This is a genomic window from Streptococcus cristatus (assembly GCF_019685515.1).
Lineage (GTDB): Bacteria > Bacillota > Bacilli > Lactobacillales > Streptococcaceae > Streptococcus.
The window spans coordinates 1,000,591-1,021,038 of sequence record NZ_JABFFN010000001.1; the positions used below are offsets into that span (position 1 = coordinate 1,000,591).

Annotated in this window: 19 protein-coding genes; 10 read left to right on the forward strand and 9 right to left on the reverse strand. The window is 41.8% G+C overall.

Translation table 11 applies throughout. The annotated features are described in order from the left end of the window. The first annotated feature begins 14 nt into the window (after window positions 1–14). Window positions 15–704 carry a gamma-glutamyl-gamma-aminobutyrate hydrolase family protein gene (locus tag FOA33_RS04810; RefSeq protein ID WP_033606400.1) on the forward strand — a complete coding sequence of 230 codons (690 nt, stop codon included), beginning with the start codon at window positions 15–17 and terminating at the stop codon, window positions 702–704. Here the strand turns inward: FOA33_RS04810 and radC are convergent. The 3 genes from radC to FOA33_RS04825 all read right to left on the reverse strand — a co-directional run bounded on the left by radC (window position 701) and on the right by FOA33_RS04825 (window position 5,568). Then, window positions 701–1,381, reverse strand: coding sequence for a RadC family protein (gene radC / locus FOA33_RS04815; protein WP_033606399.1), 681 nt, complete (start codon window positions 1,379–1,381; stop codon window positions 701–703). The genes FOA33_RS04810 and radC overlap by 4 nt on opposite strands. A 42-nt stretch (window positions 1,382–1,423) precedes the next feature. Next, a complete protein-coding gene (pcrA, locus tag FOA33_RS04820) occupies window positions 1,424–3,715 on the reverse strand; it encodes a DNA helicase PcrA (protein ID WP_221160820.1) in 2,292 nt (763 codons plus the stop codon). A 182-nt stretch (window positions 3,716–3,897) separates the two neighbouring features. Beyond that, window positions 3,898–5,568, reverse strand: a complete 1,671-nt coding sequence (locus FOA33_RS04825) for a formate--tetrahydrofolate ligase (protein WP_221160821.1) — start codon at window positions 5,566–5,568, stop codon at window positions 3,898–3,900. Window positions 5,569–5,799: 231 nt separating this feature from the next. On the opposite strand from FOA33_RS04825, the gene coaB reads away from it, so the two are divergent. The 5 genes from coaB to FOA33_RS04850 all read left to right on the forward strand — a co-directional run bounded on the left by coaB (window position 5,800) and on the right by FOA33_RS04850 (window position 8,832). Then, entirely contained in the window at window positions 5,800–6,489 is a 690-nt protein-coding gene (gene coaB, locus FOA33_RS04830) for a phosphopantothenate--cysteine ligase (protein WP_221160822.1), read from the forward strand. Between the two features lie 11 nt (window positions 6,490–6,500). Further along, window positions 6,501–7,052, forward strand: a complete 552-nt coding sequence (gene coaC / locus FOA33_RS04835; protein ID WP_221160823.1) for a phosphopantothenoylcysteine decarboxylase — start codon at window positions 6,501–6,503, stop codon at window positions 7,050–7,052. After that, window positions 7,036–7,599: an ECF transporter S component gene (locus FOA33_RS04840; RefSeq protein WP_001042723.1), complete on the forward strand. Its 564-nt coding sequence runs from the start codon at window positions 7,036–7,038 to the stop codon at window positions 7,597–7,599. Before coaC ends, FOA33_RS04840 begins: the two co-directional genes overlap by 17 nt. Window positions 7,600–7,777: 178 nt before the next feature. Then, window positions 7,778–8,305, forward strand: coding sequence for an ECF transporter S component (locus tag FOA33_RS04845; protein WP_221160824.1), 528 nt, complete (start codon window positions 7,778–7,780; stop codon window positions 8,303–8,305). A gap of 11 nt (window positions 8,306–8,316) precedes the next feature. After that, window positions 8,317–8,832, forward strand: coding sequence for a transcription repressor NadR (locus FOA33_RS04850; protein WP_033629698.1), 516 nt, complete (start codon window positions 8,317–8,319; stop codon window positions 8,830–8,832). On the opposite strand, the gene FOA33_RS04855 is transcribed toward FOA33_RS04850, so the two are convergent. The 3 genes from FOA33_RS04855 to uvrB all read right to left on the reverse strand — a co-directional run bounded on the left by FOA33_RS04855 (window position 8,829) and on the right by uvrB (window position 11,862). Next, window positions 8,829–9,296: an 8-oxo-dGTP diphosphatase gene (locus tag FOA33_RS04855; protein ID WP_221160825.1), complete on the reverse strand. Its 468-nt coding sequence runs from the start codon at window positions 9,294–9,296 to the stop codon at window positions 8,829–8,831. The genes FOA33_RS04850 and FOA33_RS04855 overlap by 4 nt on opposite strands. 72 nt (window positions 9,297–9,368) lie before the next feature. Next, window positions 9,369–9,857 carry a GNAT family N-acetyltransferase gene (locus FOA33_RS04860; RefSeq protein ID WP_221160826.1) on the reverse strand — a complete coding sequence of 163 codons (489 nt, stop codon included), beginning with the start codon at window positions 9,855–9,857 and terminating at the stop codon, window positions 9,369–9,371. 16 nt (window positions 9,858–9,873) lie between these two features. Then, window positions 9,874–11,862, reverse strand: a complete 1,989-nt coding sequence (gene uvrB / locus FOA33_RS04865; protein WP_221160827.1) for an excinuclease ABC subunit UvrB — start codon at window positions 11,860–11,862, stop codon at window positions 9,874–9,876. A 180-nt stretch (window positions 11,863–12,042) separates the two neighbouring features. Here uvrB and FOA33_RS04870 point away from each other — a divergent pair, with 180 nt between their 5' ends. The 3 genes from FOA33_RS04870 to zwf all read left to right on the forward strand — a co-directional run bounded on the left by FOA33_RS04870 (window position 12,043) and on the right by zwf (window position 16,584). Further along, window positions 12,043–14,208, forward strand: coding sequence for an ABC transporter substrate-binding protein/permease (locus tag FOA33_RS04870; protein ID WP_221160828.1), 2,166 nt, complete (start codon window positions 12,043–12,045; stop codon window positions 14,206–14,208). Next, window positions 14,208–14,948 carry an amino acid ABC transporter ATP-binding protein gene (locus FOA33_RS04875; protein ID WP_007516801.1) on the forward strand — a complete coding sequence of 247 codons (741 nt, stop codon included), beginning with the start codon at window positions 14,208–14,210 and terminating at the stop codon, window positions 14,946–14,948. Before FOA33_RS04870 ends, FOA33_RS04875 begins: the two co-directional genes overlap by 1 nt. 148 nt (window positions 14,949–15,096) lie before the next feature. Next, on the forward strand, window positions 15,097–16,584 hold the full coding sequence (gene zwf / locus FOA33_RS04880; RefSeq protein ID WP_033585324.1) for a glucose-6-phosphate dehydrogenase: 1,488 nt from the start codon (window positions 15,097–15,099) through the stop codon (window positions 16,582–16,584). Between the two features lie 44 nt (window positions 16,585–16,628). On the opposite strand, the gene ftsY is transcribed toward zwf, so the two are convergent. Genes ftsY through FOA33_RS04895 form a run of 3 tightly spaced genes read right to left on the reverse strand, consistent with a single transcriptional unit; the run spans window position 16,629 to window position 19,537 of the window. Continuing rightward, a complete protein-coding gene (gene ftsY, locus FOA33_RS04885) occupies window positions 16,629–17,924 on the reverse strand; it encodes a signal recognition particle-docking protein FtsY (protein ID WP_221160829.1) in 1,296 nt (431 codons plus the stop codon). A gap of 3 nt (window positions 17,925–17,927) precedes the next feature. Next, on the reverse strand, window positions 17,928–18,746 hold the full coding sequence (locus tag FOA33_RS04890) for a Cof-type HAD-IIB family hydrolase (RefSeq protein WP_033585327.1): 819 nt from the start codon (window positions 18,744–18,746) through the stop codon (window positions 17,928–17,930). Then, window positions 18,746–19,537, reverse strand: a complete 792-nt coding sequence (locus FOA33_RS04895; protein ID WP_033585329.1) for a Cof-type HAD-IIB family hydrolase — start codon at window positions 19,535–19,537, stop codon at window positions 18,746–18,748. Before FOA33_RS04895 ends, FOA33_RS04890 begins: the two co-directional genes overlap by 1 nt. A gap of 205 nt (window positions 19,538–19,742) precedes the next feature. Here FOA33_RS04895 and FOA33_RS04900 point away from each other — a divergent pair, with 205 nt between their 5' ends. Then, the gene (locus FOA33_RS04900) at window positions 19,743–20,438 is read left to right on the forward strand and encodes a VIT1/CCC1 transporter family protein (protein ID WP_000136037.1); all 696 of its coding nucleotides are present in this window, start codon (window positions 19,743–19,745) and stop codon (window positions 20,436–20,438) included. Window positions 20,439–20,448 lie beyond the last annotated feature (10 nt).

The following is a 20,448-nucleotide window of genomic DNA, read 5'->3' on the forward strand; positions in this document are numbered from 1 at the left end:
AAGCGAAAGCATTTATGAAAAAACCAGTTATTGGGATTACAGGAAATGAAAAAGCTCATCCAGATGATGACATCATGATGAGCTATGCAGCAAAGGGCTTTGTTGAAGGAGTCAAGGACGCTGGCGGAATTCCAATCATCCTACCGATTGGTGATCAAGAAATGGCTACCCATTACATCAGTATCATTGATAAGCTTATCCTAACGGGTGGGCAAAATGTTGATCCAAAATTCTACGGTGAGCCTAAAACCATTGACAGTGATGACTACCATCTTCAAAGAGACCAGTTTGAATTAGCCCTTATCAGAGAAGCGATTAAACAGAAGAAACCAATTTTCTCTGTTTGCCGGGGTACTCAGCTTTTCAATGTCGCTATGGGAGGTACGCTTCACCAAGATATCGAGGATCATTGGCAGGACTGTTCAGCCGAATACACGACCCAACGCCTCGTAACGGAACCTGATACAATTCTCCGAGAGATCTATGGAGAAATCTCTCATATCAACTCCTTCCACCACCAGAGTATTAAAGATTTAGCTCCTAATCTTAAGGTTGTAGCACATGATCCTAAAGATGGAATAATTGAAGCTGTGACAACTACGGATGGCTTTCCTTATCTTGGTGTTCAATGGCATCCTGAATTTCTCTTTGAAAATCGCCCCAAAGATAAAACATTGTTTGACTATGTTGTTAATGAACTCTAAATCAGATCCGTCTTTTCACGGTAACTAAAGTAATCCGAGTGCGAGACAATCAGATGGTCCAAGAAAACGATTCCCATCAGCTCGCAAGCTTCCTTGACTAACTTAGTGACATGGTCGTCATTTCGACTAGGAGATACGGCACCGGATGGATGATTGTGAACGAGAATCACAGAGGTAGCCATATGCTTGAGGGCATAGTGAAGGATTTCTCTCGGTTCAGCAATACTGCGTGTCGCAGATCCGATAAAAATAGTTTGCTGATGAATGATTTGATTTTGAGTATTGAGATAGAGCGCCACTAGGTGCTCTTGTTTTTTATCGCCGAGTTCCTGTTGCATTTTCTTAGCTAGCTTTTGACTGCTGAGAATACTTTCCATCTCAAGGGTTTCATGTTTGTGAATGCGATGCCCCAGTTCAATCACTGCTTGTAGTTCAATGGCTTTAATCCGTCCAATACCAGACAGACTCTGCAATTCCTGCAGGGTCATTTTTTTCAAATCAGTTAGACTATTGAGACTATTCAAGACTTTTTGAGCAACTTCAAAAACGTTGGCATGACGTGTTCCAGTTCTGAGTAGTATAGCTAGCAATTCTTGATTGCTCAGTGCCTCTACTCCTTCTTTAACCAGTCTTTCTCTAGGCAAAAGTGAATCTTCTTGGAATGAAATACTGTACATAAAAATCCTCCTCACTTTATTATTCGTGAGAAGGATGGAAAATTAGATTTTTTTCTCAATTGGGGCAACACTAGCTAGGAGTTTTTTCAGACCCACTTCTGGGAAATTGATTTTCAATTCCTGAGTAGCGCCACTACCCGACACTTCAAGGACTGTTCCTTCACCCCACTTTTTGTGAAGGGCAATATCCCCAATAGACCAGTTGGTATCGCTCGTATCATTTTTATTTTCAGCTGCAAATTGTCCAAATGGGAGACCACTTGACTGGATAGAGCTTGGTGCGGCATTGCGTTTCCGTTCTTGAAGGGCCTGAGCTAAGCTCATACCTTGACCGAAAGCAATCCCACCACTGCTATAAGAAGCCTTAAAACTAGTATTCGCTGGTCGAGCCAAGCCTTGATAGTCAAGCAAGTCCGAACTAATTTCATTGATAAAACGAGTCGGACGATTGTAGTTGGTACGACCGAAAAGCAAGCGTGAGTTGGCGTTGGTCAGATAGAGAATTTTTTCAGCGCGTGTGATACCGACATAGGCCAAACGGCGTTCTTCTTCCAGCTCATCAGGATCTTCAGCCGCACGGCTAAGCGGAAAGACATTCTCCTCCATCCCAATGATAAAGACAACCGGAAACTCGAGTCCCTTAGCAGCGTGCAAGGTCATCAAGGTCACTTCTGATGTCTCCTGACTGCCTGAATCTGTGTCTGCGATTAAAGCTAAGTCATTCAAGAAACGACTGAGTTTGTCCAAACCAGTTTCTTCTTCCTGGCTATCAGGATTGTCGTCAAAGTTTTTGGTAACAGAAAGAAATTCCTCGATATTTTCAACCCGAGCCTTGCTCTCTAAGGTTGCCTGAGCATTAAGATTATCGACATAACCTGTTTTTTCTAGAACAGCTTCCACTAACTCGGTGATAGTTAATTGATCCAGTTTTTCCCGCAAATCCAAAATCATATTGGCGAACTCCCAGATAGACTGAGCTGCCTTACCCTTGATACCAGATAACATGATATTGGCTGAAGCGTCTAGCATGGACATCTCTTGTAGGTTAGCGAAGTCGCGGATTTTCTCAACGGTTCCTGGGCCAATTCCGCGTTTAGGTTCGTTAATAATGCGCTCAAAACTGATATTATCACTCAAATTAGCAATAAGATTAAGGTAGGCAATAATATCGCGAATTTCCTTACGGCTGTAGAACTTGGGCCCTCCAACCATAGTATAAGGAATATTGGACTTGAGCAGGGCTTCCTCAATAGTACGAGATTGCGCATTGGTTCGATAAAGAACTGCAAAGTCTTTGTGAAGGAAGTTTTGACTACGACCAAGTTCGTCGATAGTTTTTGCTACAAAAACAGCCTCATCTTGTTCGTCATTTGCGCGATAATAAACGATTTGCTCTCCATCCGCATTCTGGGTCCAGAGATTCTTGGGACGGCGGTTTTTATTGTTTTTGATGACGTCGTTGGCCGCTTGGAGAATGGTTTTAGTTGAACGGTAATTTTCTTCCAACAAAACTACCTTGGCGTTAGGGTAATCTTTCTCAAAATCCAAGATATTCTGCATATCAGCCCCACGCCAACCATAGATAGACTGGTCCGCATCACCGACTACGCAGATGTTTTTAAAGCGTGAAGCTAAGAGTTTGACCAGTTGGTACTGGGCATGGTTGGTATCTTGGTACTCATCCACGTGAATGTACTGGAACTTCTGCTGGTAGTAGGTCAAGACATCAGGATTTTGATCAAAAAGACGCAGGGTCAACATGATTAAATCATCAAAGTCAACGGACTCAGACTGACGAAGCTCTTTTTGATAGGCTGTGTAACACTGGGCCACGATTTGCGTGTACATATCTCCAGCTTGGGCAGCATAAGCCACATCATCAATCAAGTCATTCTTAGCATTGGAAATAGTCCCCAAAATGGTTCGTTCATTCCATTTTTTAGGGTCCAAGTTTAATTGCTTGAGAATGCGCTTCATAAGAGTTCGTTGCTCTCCTGGATCTATAATGGTGAAGTTCCGATTGTAGCCAATATGATCCGCATCGCGACGTAGGATACGAACACACATGGAGTGAAAGGTCGCAATTAGGCAGTCCTGTGTTGCTGGATTGAGCCCATAGGCACGCTCCTTCATCTCACGCGCAGCCTTATTGGTAAAGGTAATGGCCAAGATATTCCAAGGATTGACCATCTTTTCATCAATCAAGTAGGCGATTCTGTGAGTTAAAACACGAGTCTTTCCAGAACCAGCACCCGCCATGATTAACAAGGGCCCTTCTGTCGTTTGCACCGCCTCAGCCTGACGGTCATTCATTCCATTCAATAATGCGTTCATTTTCTCTTCCTTACTCTTGAAGTCAATGTTTCTATTATATCAAAAATCAGGGAAAATATCTTTACCTAGACTGGTTGCGTGTGGAAGAAAGCTCTCTCATCAGCTGAATACAACTCCTTATATCTAGATAAGAAAATGAGCTTGGATAGCTTTTCCAAACTCATTTGAATTCAATCAAACTATTAGAACAATCCTAGAACGGTTCCGTCACTTTCAACATCCATGTTGAGAGCGGCTGGACGTTTTGGAAGTCCTGGCATGGTCATGACATCACCTGTTAAGGCAACGATAAAGCCTGCACCCAATTTTGGTACTAACTCACGAATGGTAATTTCAAAGTTTTCTGGAGCTCCAAGTGCATTTGGATTGTCAGAAAAACTGTACTGAGTTTTAGCCATACAGATTGGCAATTTATCCCATCCGTTTTGAACGATTTGAGCGATTTGCGTTTGAGCTTTCTTCTCAAAGTTCACTTTGCTACCACGGTAGATTTCAGTGACAATCTTTTCAATCTTTTCTTGAACAGAAAGGTCGTTGTCGTAAAGACGTTTATAGTTTGCTGGATTTTCAGAGATAGTCTTGACAAGCGTTTCGGCAAGCGCTACGCCTCCTTCTGCGCCATCAGCCCAGACACTTGCTAGTTCAACTGGCACATCAATAGAAGCACAGAGTTCTTTTAAAGCTGCAATTTCAGCTTCAGTATCAGAAACAAATTCGTTAATCGCAACAACTGCTGGTACTCCAAATTTACGGATATTTTCAACGTGGCGTTTCAAGTTAGCAAAACCGGCACGGACCGCCTCCACATTTTCCTCTGTAAGAGCGTCCTTAGCTACACCACCATTCATCTTAAGGGCACGGAGGGTTGCGACGATGACAACAGCATCTGGAGATGTTGGCAGGTTTGGCGTCTTGATATCAAGGAATTTCTCAGCGCCAAGGTCTGCACCAAAACCAGCTTCAGTAACTGTGTAATCAGCTAAGTGAAGGGCTGTACTTGTTGCCAAAACAGAGTTACATCCATGAGCGATATTAGCAAATGGACCACCGTGTACAAAGGCAGGCGTTCCGTAAATTGTCTGAACGAGATTTGGCTTAATAGCATCCTTCAAAATCAATGCTAAAGCTCCCTCAACCTGTAAATCACCAACAGTAACTGGTGTACGGTCGTAACGATAACCGATAACGATATTCGCCAAACGACGTTTCAAATCTTCAATATCGGTCGCCAAGCAAAGAATGGCCATGATTTCAGAAGCGACGGTAATATCGAAACCATCCTCACGAGGAATACCATTTAGAGGGCCACCAAGTCCAACGGTCACATGACGAAGTGCGCGGTCGTTCAAGTCCACAACACGTTTCCAGAGAATACGACGTTGGTCAATTCCCAACTCATTTCCTTGGTGCAGGTGATTGTCAATCAAGGCAGAAAGAGCATTGTTAGCAGTTGTAATGGCATGCATATCCCCGGTAAAGTGGAGGTTGATGTCTTCCATTGGCAACACTTGGGCATAACCACCTCCTGCAGCACCTCCCTTAATCCCCATTACTGGGCCAAGAGACGGTTCGCGGATGGCAATCATGGTTTTCTTACCAATCTTGTTCAAAGCGTCTGCCAGACCAATGGTAATGGTTGATTTCCCTTCACCCGCAGGTGTTGGGTTGATGGCAGTAACCAAGATCAATTTCCCAACTGGATTGCTCTCAACTGCACGAATTTTATCAAAGCTGAGTTTAGCCTTATACTTCCCGTACAATTCCAAATCGTCGTAAGAAATACCAAGTTTCTCAACAACATCAACGATTGGCTTCAACTCAATACTCTGTGCGATTTCAATATCTGTTTTCATTCAAAACTCCTCTAACCTCTAATATGATAACTCATTATAACACAAAAAAAGTTTTTTCACATACAAAAAGCTTAGTAAAGTTTATAAACATAAAGTTTTAAGGCCGATTTTAGTCGTCTTTTTTACTTTTTATAAGTTTTTATAGCCAAAAACTATAATCTTGCTGGAAAATTAGATAAAAAAACAAACGCTTTCTTTTGATTCTATTCTATTTTTTGGTACAATAGTCCTATGAAAATTTTAGTTACGTCAGGCGGTACCAGTGAAGCAATCGATAGCGTCCGCTCTATCACTAATCACTCGACTGGTCGCTTGGGGAAAATCATAACCGAAGCCCTACTTGCTGCTGGTCATGAGGTTTGTTTGATAACGACAAAACGAGCTTTGAAGCCAGAAGCTCATCCTAATCTAATCATTCGAGAAATTGATAATACCAACGACCTTCTAGTTGTGATGCAAGAACTTGTTAAGGAATATCAGGTCTTAATCCACTCAATGGCTGTGTCTGACTACACACCTGTTTATATGACAAGGCTTGAGGAGGTACAGGCTAGCTCTAATCTAGAAGAATTCTTAAACAAGCAGAATCATCAAGCTAAGATTTCTTCAACTGATGAAGTTCAGGTTTTATTCCTGAAAAAAACACCCAAAATCATCTCTCTAGTCAAGGAATGGAATCCAGCTATTCATCTGATTGGCTTTAAACTACTGGTTCATGTCTCTGAGGATTATCTCATTGAGATCGCACGAAAGAGTCTTATCAAGAACCAAGCAGACTTAATCATTACAAATGACCTCACTCAAATTTCAGCAAATCAGCATCGCGCAATCTTTGTTGAGAATGATCATCTTCAAACTGTTCAAACCAAAGAGGAAATTGCAAACCTCCTTCTTGAAAAAATTCAAGCATACGATTCATAGAAAGGAAAGCCATGGCAAATATTCTCATCGCAGTGACTGGTTCCATTGCCTCATATAAATCAGCTGACCTGGTCAGTTCCTTGAAGAAACAAGGCCATCATGTCACTGTCTTAATGACTGAGGCAGCGAGAGAGTTTATCCAACCGTTGACACTACAGGTTCTCTCTCAAAATCTTGTCCACCTTGATGTCATGAAGGAACCCTATCCTGATCAAGTCAATCATATCGAACTAGGTAAAAGAACTGATCTTTTTATCGTTGCACCCGCTACTGCTAATACCATCGCAAAGTTAGCCCACGGATTTGCTGACAACATGGTGACAAGCACAGCGCTTGCCCTGCCAGACCACGTCAAAAAGTTAGTCGCACCAGCCATGAATACAAAAATGTATGACCATCCGGCAACCCAGGCTAATCTAAAAACATTAGAGACCTATGGTTATCAGATTATCTCTCCAAAGGAATCTCTACTAGCCTGTGGCGATCACGGCAAAGGCGCCCTAGCTGACCTGAATACTATATTAGAAAGAATAAAGGAAACCCTCAATGAACAAACGCTCTAACATTGCTCCAATTGCTATCTTTTTTGCAGTTATGCTCGTTATCCACTTTTTGAGCTCTCTCCTATTTAACCTTTTCCCATTTCCAATTAAACCAACTATCGTTCATATTCCAGTCATTATTGCCAGCATTATTTATGGTCCTCGAGTTGGAGTTACACTTGGTTTTCTTATGGGGCTATTGAGCTTAACGGTAAACACGATTACCATCCTTCCAACCAGCTACCTCTTCTCTCCATTCGTACCGAACGGAAACATTTATTCTGCGATTATCGCTATTGTCCCTCGCGTTTTGATTGGTCTGACACCTTACTTGGTTTATAAATTATTAAAAAACAGAACGGGTCTCATCTTTGCTGGTGCTCTCGGTTCCCTTACCAACACCGTCTTTGTCCTTGGGGGAATCTTCTTCCTTTTTGGAAATGTCTTCGACGGCAATATCCAAAAACTCCTGGCAACAGTTATTTCTACAAACTCAATTGCCGAGCTTGTCATCTCTGCCGTTCTAACAGTAGCAATTGTCCCACGTCTCGAAACCTTGAAGAAATAAAAAAACAACTCCACTTTCGTCCTGAAGGTGGAGTTTAGCATTTAAAACGTAAGAATTAAGTTCCCAGTATTCTTTACCACATTTAATCAAATATCCCTTAAAAATCACTAATGCTTCTTGACTTAACTGATTATTTATTATACTATACTTGTGTATATACAGATAAATGGAGGTTCTTATGGATATACGGAAAAAAACGCAGTTTATGACCATGACTGCACTACTCACAGCAATCGCGATTTTGATTCCAATCATTATGCCTTTTAAAATCGTCATCCCACCAGCTTCTTACACTTTAGGAAGCCATATCGCCATCTTTATCGCCATGTTCCTATCACCTTTGATGGCTGCTTTTGTGATTATTGCTTCTAGTCTCGGCTTCCTGATGGCAGGCTACCCTATGGTTATCGTTATGCGCGCCTTTTCTCACATTGTTTTTGGTATTTTGGGAGCATTTTACTTAAAAAAATTCCCTGAAACCTTGGATAGATCAAAGGCATCTTGGATTTTTAACTTTGTTTTGGGTGTTGTTCACGCTATCGCTGAAGTACTAGCTTGTATCATCTTTTATGCTACTTCAGGGACAAACGTTGAAAATATGTTTTATGTTCTCTTTGTCCTAGTTGGTTTTGGCACAATCGTTCATAGTATGGTAGACTATACATTAGCACTAGCTGTCTATAAAGTGCTTCGAAAACGTCGCTAAAAGGAAAAACTATGACAAAGGATCGCAAACAAGCTCTTCTCAAACTGTTAAAAGAGGCACCAAAAGCTCTCAATGGTCAAACCTTGGCTGAGCACTTTCATGTTACGCGCCAAGTCATTGTACAGGATATCGCTATTCTCCGAGCAGATGGGGCTCCTATCCTATCCACCAATCGTGGTTATATCTACAAAGAAAATGATGCCAGCCCCTACGTTCACAAACTCTTTAAAGTGAAACATGAACTGGAAGAAATCGGTCAGGAACTTCTAGCCATTGTAGATAATGGCGGACGCGTTCAAAATATCTTAATCGATCATCCCGTTTATGGTGAAATTGAAACCCATCTCAAACTCACCTGTCGCCGAGATGTCCAGCACTTTCTGGAACAAGTCGAGAATTCAGACTTTAGACCCCTTTCTGAATTGACAGACGGCATCCATTACCACCTTGTTGAAGCCGAGACACAACAAGACCTCCACTATATTGAGGAGGCCTTGGATCAGTTAGGTTATTTGGTAAAAGACTAGAAAATTTCTTTCTCCCAGCCATCATCTGTACGATGACGGTAGAAAAATTCAGACTTGTCAGGTGCTTCCATCATTTCCATCAAAGGCAACATATCATAGGCCAGATCCAAGTTTGGAATCTGGTCTTTTTGCACCCAAGATACCTCTCCTTCCTCTGAGGATTGGAGATTTCCAGTAAACTCTGTCGCTTTATAGCAAACGACGATGTAGCGCCCACCTGTATCTAAGGGCCAATTTTTAATGCCGACTAGTTGGGGATTCTGAATGGTCAAACCAGTTTCTTCGTATATTTCACGAATGACAGACTCGGCAAAGGCCTCGCCATTCTCAACATGACCTCCTGGAAAGGCATAGCCAGACCAGCGATTATTTTCAGGAGAGCGATATTGCATGACTACTCGTTTGGTTTCAATGTCTTCAATCAGACAGATGTTAGTTAAAATAGTTGATTGGGCACGGAACATAGATTTGCTCGCTTTCTAATTTATTAAATTTTAAGACTTGGTACCAGAGCCATTAGCTTTTACTTTTTAAAACTATTTAGAATAGAATACCATCCGTTTTTCCTTTATAGGCTTTCCAAGTTCAAGTATCTTTTCTTGTCCATCAAAAGTAAAACCCATTTTTTGATAGAAAGCAATGGCTCGCTTATTATCTTTCAATACCCATAAGAAAATTTCAAAAAAATGATCAAGAGCAGTCAAAGCCGCTTTCACTAACTTTTGTGCGATTCCTTGTCCGTAATAATCTTTTAAAACATATAAAGCAAAAATTTCACCAGCTTGAATAGTCTCATCACGAAAGTTTCCATAACTGATAAAACCAACTACCTTCACACCATCCATCGCAATCAATGTATTTTCTAGATACTTTTGACTAAAGAGTCGACACCTTTCTAATGTTATCGTCTCCTGAAATTCTGCAGGTAAAAGGTCATCATAAGCCTCTCTCCACGTCTGCCAATGAACGAGGGACTTACCTTCTATCTCCTCAGGAGTTTCCATCTGTTTGATAGTTAGGTCCATTTATTTTTCTCCTTCATTACCCCAATGCCTTCACTTCCAACATCATATCACGAATCTGTGCTGCTAGTTCAAAGTCAAGCACTTCGACGGCTTCTTGCATTTGTTTTTCGAGTTTTTTGACGAGTTCTTTGCGTTCTTGTTTGTTGAGGCTATTGATATTGACTTCCTTGTCCTCTTCCTTGGCAACTGCCTTGGTTACGGCAATAAGGTCACGGATTTCTTTCTTAATGGTTTGTGGAACAATACCATGCTCTTCATTATAAGCCATCTGGATTTTCCGGCGACGAGCCGTCTCATCAATGGCACGTTGCATAGACTGGGTAACTGTGTCAGCATACATAATCACATGCCCTTCGCTATTACGAGCAGCACGACCAATGGTCTGGATGAGGCCACGTTCGTTACGAAGGAAACCTTCCTTATCAGCATCGAGAATGGCAACCAAGCTTACCTCAGGAACGTCAATCCCTTCGCGGAGCAGGTTGATTCCGACCAAAACATCAAAGACACCCAAGCGTAGGTCACGGATAATCTCCGTCCGCTCCAAGGTCTTGATGTCCGAGTGCATGTACTTGACCTTGATGCCCATTTCTTTGAAGTAGTCGGTCAAGTCTTCTGCCATCTTCTTGGTCAAGGTAGTGATAAAGGTTCGTTCGTTCTTTTCAACACGGGCATTGATTTCACCTAGGAGGTCATCAATCTGTCCCATAGTTGGACGAACTTCCACTTCAGGATCTAGAAGTCCTGTCGGACGAATGATTTGCTCAATCACTGTCTCGGTCTGTTCATTTTCATAGTCACCTGGTGTCGCTGAAACGTAAACAATCTGATGCACATGGCTTTCAAACTCCTCACGACGAAGAGGACGATTATCCAATGCAGACGGCAAACGGAAACCATAATTGACCAACATTTCCTTACGCGAACGGTCTCCATTGTACATACCCTTGATTTGCCCCATGGTCATGTGACTTTCATCAATCATGATCAAGAAATCATCTGGGAAGAAGTCGAGAAGCGTATAAGGAGGCTCTCCTTCGCTACGACCATCCATGTGACGAGAGTAGTTCTCAACCCCATTTGTATAACCCATCTCACGCAGCATTTCAATATCATACTCTGTTCGCTGTTTCAAACGCTGGGCCTCTAGCAGTTTACCCTCCTTCTCAAAGACAGCTAACTGCTCTTCTAATTCTGCTTGAATTTTCGCAATCGCAACTTCCATATGGTCGTCATTGGTCACAAAGTGAGTGGCAGGGAAAATCGCCAAATGATCGACTTCTCCCAATACCTGACCTGTCAAAGCCTCAACCTCACGGATACGGTCAATCTCATCCCCGAAAAACTCTACTCTAAAAGCGTGTTCATCACGAGAAGCTGGGAAAATCTCCACCACATCCCCACGAACGCGAAATCTTCCCCGTTGGAAATCAATATCATTGCGCTCAAACTGAATATCAACCAAGTCATTTAAGAGTTTATCACGAGAAATTTCAAGACCTGGACGGAGACTAACGACACTATCAGCGTATTCCTTTGGGGAACCCAAACCATAGATACAAGAGACTGAAGCCACAACGATGACATCGTTACGCTCCAGAAGTGCTGAAGTCGCTGAGTGTCGAAGCTTGTCAATCTCATCATTGACCGAGCTATCCTTTTCAATATAAGTATCACTCGAAGGGACATAGGCTTCGGGTTGGTAATAATCATAGTACGATACGAAGTACTCAACAGCATTCTCAGGAAAAAATTCCTTAAACTCTCCATAGAGCTGACCAGCTAGGGTTTTGTTATGGGCAATGACCAAAGTTGGTTTATTGACTTTGGAAATGACCTGACTCATGGTATAGGTCTTCCCTGTACCCGTCGCCCCCATCAAAATTTGGGCCTTCTCTCCACCCTCGATATTGTCAACCAACTGCTCAATCGCTTGGGGTTGATCTCCTGAAGGTTCATATTTTGATACTAGTTTAAATTTATTATCTGTAATTCGATTAATCATGATTGCCTCATCTGCATTTTTCTATCTTTCTATTTTACCATAAATTTGCTTTTCAGACTCTTCTCCAAACTGATAAGAACGAGCAATTCATGTTATATTTTCTGACACAAAAATATAAAAATTTGCCTTTTCACCTTTTTTCTGGTATAATGGAAAAATATTCGAAAAAGGAGACTAAAAATGAAGAAAAAAATACTAGCATGTTTGCTCATTTTATTTCCCATTTTCTCACTAGGTATGGCAAAAGCTGATACTGTTAAGATTGTGTCTGATACAGCTTACGCGCCTTTTGAGTTTAAAGATTCAGATCAAACCTATAAAGGGATTGATGTTGATATTATCAATAAAGTCGCAGAAATCAAAGGATGGAACATCCAAATGTCTTATCCTGGCTTTGATGCAGCTGTAAATGCAGTGCAGTCAGGTCAAGCAGATGCTATTATGGCAGGTATGACAAAAACAAAAGAACGTGAAAATGTCTTTACCATGTATGATACCTATTATGATACAAAAGTTGTCATTGCTACCACAAAGGCAAATAAAATCACCAAATATGAGGAACTTAGCGGGAAAACAGTTGGAGTTAAGAACGGAACTGCCGCCCAACGTTTCCTCGAAAGTATCAAAGATAAATACGGTTTCTCAATCAAAACCTTTGATACAGGTGATTTGATGAATAACAGTCTAAGTGCTGGTGCTGTAAATGCCATCATGAATGACAAACCTGTTATTCAGTATGCGATTAACCAAGGACAAGATCTCAGCATCAATATGGATGGTGAGGGTGTTGGAAGCTTTGCCTTCGGTGTCAAGAAAGGGAGCAAGTATGAACGCTTGGTTACCGAGTTTAACGAAGCCCTAGCACAAATGAAGAAGGATGGTAGCTTGGAGCAAATCATCCAAAAGTGGACGGCTTCTAAAACTACGGCAACCCCAACAACAACTACTGCTGCTGGACAAAAAGCTACTCCTGTGAAAAGCAAGTACATTATTGCCAGCGACTCATCTTTCGCCCCATTCGTCTTTCAAAATTCAAGCAATCAATACACCGGTATTGATATGGACCTTATCAAGGCCATTGCCAAAGACCAAGGTTTTGAAATTGAAATTACCAACCCAGGATTTGACGCAGCTATCAGTGCTGTTCAAGCAGGACAAGCAGATGGTATCATTGCTGGTATGTCTGTAACGGATGCCCGTAAGGAAACCTTCGACTTCTCAGAATCATACTACACAGCAAATACGATTCTCGGTGTGAAAGAATCAAGCACCATTGCTTCTTATGAAGACCTCAAGGATAAAACTGTCGGTGTTAAAAACGGGACTGCTTCTCAAACGTTCCTTACTAAAAACCAAAACAAATACGGATATAAGATTAAAACCTTCGCAGATGGCGCATCAATGTATGACAGTCTGAATACTGGATCTATTGATGCCGTGATGGATGATGAGCCAGTTCTCAAATATTCTATCAGCCAAGGTCAAAAATTGAAAACACCAATCGCTGGAACTCCAATTGGTGAAACAGCCTTTGCGGTTAAAAAAGGAACAAACCCTGAATTGATCCAGATGTTCAATAATGGACTTGCCAACCTCAAAGCTAACGGAGAATTCCAAAAAATTCTTGACAAGTATCTAGCTAGCGAAACTTCGACTGGCTCTACTAGTACGGTTGACGAAACAACTATCTGGGGCTTGCTTCAAAATAACTACAAACAACTTCTTAGTGGACTTGGAATCACTCTTGCTCTAGCGCTTATTTCATTTGCAATTGCCATTGTAATTGGGATTATCTTCGGTATGTTTAGCGTTAGCCCATACAAATCTCTTCGTCTGATCTCTGAGATTTTCGTTGACGTTATTCGAGGTATTCCCTTGATGATTCTTGCTGCCTTCATCTTCTGGGGAATTCCAAACTTCATCGAGTCGATTACAGGCCATCAAAGTCCAATTAATGACTTTGTAGCTGGTACTATCGCCCTCTCACTTAATGCGGCAGCTTATATCGCTGAAATTGTTCGTGGAGGGATTCAAGCTGTCCCAGTTGGGCAAATGGAGGCCAGCCGCAGTCTTGGTATCTCTTATGGAAAAACCATGCGAAAGATTATCTTGCCACAAGCGACTAAATTGATGTTGCCAAACTTTGTCAACCAATTCGTTATTGCTCTTAAAGATACAACCATCGTATCTGCTATCGGTCTGGTTGAACTCTTCCAAACTGGTAAGATTATCATCGCCCGTAACTACCAAAGTTTCAAGATGTATGCAATCCTTGCTATCTTCTATCTTGTAATTATCACGCTTTTGACTAGACTAGCGAAACGCTTAGAAAAGAGGATTCGTTAATGGCAAAACTAAAAATTGATGTAAATGATTTGCATAAGTATTATGGAAAAAATGAAGTTTTAAAAGGCATTACAACTAAATTCTATGAAGGAGATGTTGTTTGTATCATCGGTCCTTCCGGTTCTGGTAAATCCACTTTCCTCCGTAGCCTTAACCTCCTCGAGGAGGTAACGAGTGGTCACATTACTGTGAACGGTTATGATTTGACTGACAAATCAACCAATGTCGACCATGTTCGTGAGAACGTAGGAATGGTTTTCCAACACTTCAACCTCTTCCCTCACATGTCCGTTCTAGAAAATATCACTTTTGCACCTATTGAACACAAACGAATGACCAAAGAAGAAGCTGAGAAATTGGGGATGGAGTTGCTTGAAAAGGTTGGACTAGCAGATAAAGCTAATGCCAATCCAGATAGTCTTTCAGGTGGTCAGAAACAGCGTGTAGCCATCGCTCGTGGACTTGCCATGAATCCTGATATCATGCTCTTTGATGAACCAACTTCTGCTCTTGACCCTGAGATGGTTGGAGATGTACTAAACGTTATGAAGGAATTAGCAGAGCAAGGCATGACCATGATCATCGTAACCCACGAGATGGGATTTGCTCGTCAGGTGGCCAACCGTGTGATCTTTACGGCTGATGGTGAATTCCTGGAAGATGGGACACCAGATCAAATCTTTGATAATCCGCAACACCCTCGTCTAAAAGAGTTCTTGGACAAGGTCTTAAACGTATAAAACAAAACTGTAAGGTTCTCCTTACAGTTTTTTAATTGCGTATTGGATTTTTGATTTTTTTGAAAATTATGATAAAATAAAAGCTATGACAATGAGAAAATCTCATCCCTAGTCCAACTAGGAAAAAATATAGAAATTAGGTAGCTAGATGTCATCAAAGGTTATTGTTACAATTTTCGGTGCGAGTGGAGATTTAGCTAAACGCAAACTCTACCCTTCCCTTTTCAGACTCTATAAATCAGGCAATCTCTCTGAGCATTTTGCTGTTATCGGAACAGCTCGTAGACCTTGGAGTAAGGAATATTTTGAATCTGTAGTTGTCGAGTCCATCCTTGATTTGGCAGATAGTACCGAGCAAGCCCAGGAATTTGCTAGCCACTTCTACTATCAAAGCCATGATGTGAATGATACGGAACATTACATTGCTTTGCGCCAATTACAAGCTGAGCTCAATGAAAAATACCAAGCTGAACACAACAAGCTCTTCTTCTTGTCTATGGCACCTCAGTTCTTTGGAACTATTGCCAAGCACCTCAAATCTGAAAACATTGTTGATGGCAAAGGTTTTGAGCGCTTGATCGTTGAGAAACCATTTGGTACAGACTACGAAACAGCTAGCAAACTCAATGAAGATCTCCTTGCGGCCTTTGATGAAGAGCAAATCTACCGTATTGACCATTACCTAGGTAAAGAGATGATTCAGAGTATCTTTGCTGTTCGTTTTGCCAACATGATTTTTGAGAATGTTTGGAATCGCGAACACATCGATAATGTTCAGATTACCTTTGCAGAGCGCTTGGGTGTAGAAGAACGTGGTGGCTACTATGATCAATCTGGCGCCCTTCGTGATATGGTGCAAAACCATACACTCCAACTCCTCTCTCTTCTAGCCATGGACAAACCAGCTAGCTTTACAAAGGATGAGATTCGTGCTGAAAAGATAAAGGTCTTTAAAAACCTCTATCATCCAACTGAGGAAGAATTGAAAGAACAGTTTATCCGTGGTCAGTACCGCTCTGGTAAAATCGATGGTATGAAATACATTTCCTATCGAAGCGAGCCAAATGTCGATCCTGAATCTACAACAGAAACCTTTGCATCTGGCGCCTTCTTTGTAGATAGCGATCGTTTCCGTGGTGTTCCCTTCTTCTTCCGTACTGGTAAACGCCTGACAGAAAAAGGCACTCATGTCAATATCGTCTTTAAGCAAATGGACTCTATCTTTGGAGAGCCTCTTGCTCCAAACATTTTGACAATCTATATCCAACCAACTGAAGGCTTCTCACTCAGCCTCAATGGGAAGCAAGTCGGTGAAGAATTTAACCTGGCACCAAGTTCTCTGGATTACCGTACAGATGCTACTGCTACTGGAGCCTCACCAGATCCATACGAGAAATTAATCTACGATGTCTTGAACAACAACTCAACCAATTTTAGCCACTGGGATGAGGTAAGTGCTTCTTGGAAATTGATTGACCGTATTGAAAAACTCTGGGCTGAAAACGGAGCTCCACTCTACGATTATAAATCTGGGAGCATGGGACCACAAGCTAGCTTTGACTTACTTGAGAAGTATGGAGCCAAATGGACCTGGCAACCAGATATCGCCTATCGTGAAGATGGACGTTTAGAATAGCAAAAATATCCTGCAAGATTAACTTGCAGGATATTTATTTTGTATTAAATCAAGCCCTCTAAAAGACCCTTCATAAAGTTTTCTGAGTTAAATTCCCCTATATCATCGATTTTTTCACCGAAACCAATCAATTTTACAGGGATATTGAGTTCTTCTCGAATGGCTAGTACAACACCACCTCGGGCAGTTCCATCAATTTTTGTCAAAACAATTCCTGTCAATGGTGTTATCTTAGAAAATTCCTTAGCTTGTACTAAGGCATTCTGTCCAGTTGACGCATCAAGGGCCAGGAAGGTTTCATGAGGTGCTTCAGGAACGACACGTTTGATAATACGACCAATCTTTTCCAACTCGGCCATAAGGTTGTCCTTGTTTTGCAGACGACCTGCTGTATCAATCATAAGGATATCAATCCCTTCTGCTACAGCACGTTCCATCCCATCAAAGACTACACTAGCTGGATCAGCCTTTTCAGGCCCCGTCACAACAGGAACATCAACACGACGGCCCCATTCAGCTAGCTGGGCAACAGCTCCAGCACGGAATGTATCTGCCGCAACCAACATGACCTTCTTGCCAGCTTGTTTGTAGCGATGAGCCAATTTCCCGATAGAAGTTGTTTTCCCAACACCATTAACACCAACAAAGAGCATGACTGTCAAACCATCTTGAAAATGGATTTGCTCATCGTAGTTGCCATCCTTCTCATAGAGTTCAACCAATTTCTCGATAATGACACGACGGAGTGCGTCTGGCTTCTTAGCGTTTTCTAATTTGGCTTCATAACGTAGTTCTTCTGTTAAGTTTGAAGCGACCTGCACACCGACGTCACTCATGATGAGCAGTTCTTCCAATTCCTCGAAGAATTCTTCATCGACTGAACGGAAGTTGGCAAAGAAGGCATTCAAACGAGCACCGAATCCCGTACGAGTTTTCTTGAGACTGCGGTCATATTTTTCCTGAACGGTTTCTTCAACCTGAGGAAGTTCTTCTTCTACAACTTCAGACGTTAGTTCTTCTTCAGTTTCTAGAGATTCTTGGCTCTCTTCTTCTAGAATTTTTTCTGACTCTTGGAATCGTTCCAGTTCATCAGATTCTAGCTCAAGCTCTTCCTGAGCAGTTTCCTCGACTGCTTCTGGTTCAATAACTTCTTCTGTCGAGACCTGAGGAAGTTCTTCTTGAGCAGATGTTTCTTCCACTTTGTCCGTCGCTGTTTCTTCGACTACCGTTTGGTTTTCTTCAACCTCTTCTGACAAATCAAGATTTTCCAGTGCTTCTTTTACAACATCTTCGATTTTTGGCTCTTCTTTTTTTCCGAATAAACGGTCAAATAATCCCATTTTTTAACTCTCCTTTAGCACATATTCTTCGATAGCCCAGGCAACAGCTTCCTCGTCGTTGGTCATCGGGGTAATCACATTGGCAACTGCTTTAACTGCTGGAACTGCATTTTGCATGGCAACTCCTAGACCCGCCCACTCAATCATGGAAAGGTCATTGGCCTCGTCCCCACAAGCCATGACTTGACTTTGGTCGATTCCCAAGTGTTTAATTAATTTCGCTAAACCTGTTGCCTTGTGGACATTTTTCGGCGACCATTCCAATAAGAGTTCACGCGATTTGAAGATTTCATATTGGTCAAACAATTCTGGAGAAATCTGTTGAATCGCTGCATCCAAAGGTTCTTGGGCAAAGGCAGTCACACATTTATTATACGTCATCTGACTAGATAGATCTTCAAAAGCGACAGGTACGAAAGTCAGGGCTGGGTTGAACTTAGCATAGAGACTTTCTTGGTCAGACTGGATTTGATAGACTGTTCCTTCTGAAATGGCGTCTAACGGTAATCCGAGTTTTTCAGTTTCCTCGTACAAGCGTGCCACATCGTCGATTGAAAAGACTGTTTTATCGAGAATCTCTCCTGTGTTTTTTTGCACTAGACCACCATTAAAGGTGATGGTGTACTCATCCTCCTGACCGTCAGTCCCCAGCTCATGGAGAAAGAAATCCATAGCCTTTAGAGGACGCCCCGTTGTCAGTACGACCTTGATGCCACGATCACGCGCAGCCTTGAGGACCGCCTTGGTACGATCTGTCAGCCTTTTATCTGTTGTCAGTAAGGTACCATCCAAATCAAGTGCAATCAATTTAATATCTGCCATTATAAGCCCTCCATATAAGCCATCACTGATTGGTTCTTATGGTGGCCAATCACTGCTTCTGCTAATTCTAAAATCTCTGGTCTCGCATTTTCAGGGGCGATTGGGTGCCCAACAACCTGCATCATATGAAGGTCATTGAGATTATCGCCAAATGCCATAACCTGATCCATGGTTAGATCCAGTTTTTTTGCTAGCTCAACAATAGCCACACCCTTATCAACATAGTCTAAGACAATATCGATGGATTCAAAACCTGTGGTCATGGCTTTCACACCAGGAACATTTTCGTTGACCCATGCCTCTCCAGCTTCTATCGTTTCTTCAGTAAAGTTAGTAGTGAATTTAAAAATCTCATCTGTGATATCTTCTAAACTCGCTACTTTTTGAATATTCTCATTGTAGTGACGGCTGAACTTGAGATAGGTCTCATCGACTGTATCCAATATATAACACGCTTTTTTCCCTGTCAGAAGCATTTTTCTTTCATCAAAATAGGGTGATTTCTTTAAAGCTTCAAAAGTACTCAAGTAAAAGTCGCGAGACATAGTAGCCTCGTACATATTCTCTCCATGAAACTCAACATAGCTCCCGTTTTCAGCTATAAAAATCACTTCATCACGTACATCCGCAAACAACTTTTTCAGGGACAGAATACCACGACCTGAAGCCACTGCAAAATAAATCCCCTTTTCCTTGTAGGAAACAAGTAAATTTTTAAGGCGTTCCATATCAAACCGACCCTCTCCATCTAGAAAGGTTCCGTCCATATCCGTTGCTACAAGTTTAATCATAAAATCCTTTATTCTCCAATTGATAAATCTATCTTCTATTATACCATAGATAAGTTTAAAAAGGTCCAGTACAGTAGGATAGCACTACTTTTTCGGAGAAACTTCAAAGGGCCTAAAAATTAGAATCGTAGAACTTTTTTCAGATAGTTTAAAAAGTTTGTATTCCCCTACTCTTTTCTCTATAATGGAGAGAAAGGAGATGACTATGACAGAAATAAAACATGAAATTGATGCTAACTTTGCAGGACGACTCAATATCCTACGCGCAGGTGTTCTGGGTGCCAATGATGGGATTATTTCCATCGCTGGAGTCGTTATCGGTGTTGCCAGTGCGACAAGCAATATCTGGATTATCTTTTTATCAGGATTGGCGGCTATCCTCGCTGGTGCTTTCTCTATGGCCGGTGGCGAATATGTCTCTGTATCCACTCAAAAAGACACGGAAGAAGCCGCTGTTGCTAGAGAACAGTTGCTCTTGGATAAGGATATCGAATCTGCAAAACAATCCCTCTATGCTGCCTATCTTCAAAACGGTGAGTGTGAAACGTCCGCCCAACTTTTGACCAACAAGGCCTTTTTAAAAAATCCACTCAAAGCCTTGGTTGAGGAAAAATACGGTATCGAGTACGAAGAATTTACCAATCCTTGGCATGCTGCGATCTCTAGCTTTATTGCCTTTGTACTGGGAAGTCTTCCTCCTATGCTTTCAATCACCGTCTTTCCAAGTGACTATCGTATTCCTGCTACTGTTTTTATCGTGGCCCTTTCCCTTCTCGTCACTGGCTATACCAGTGCTAAACTAGGCAAGGCTCCTACGAAAACAGCTATGATCCGCAACCTCTGTATCGGACTTCTGACCATGGGCGTAACCTTCCTCTTGGGACAACTCTTTAGCATTTAAAATAAAAGAA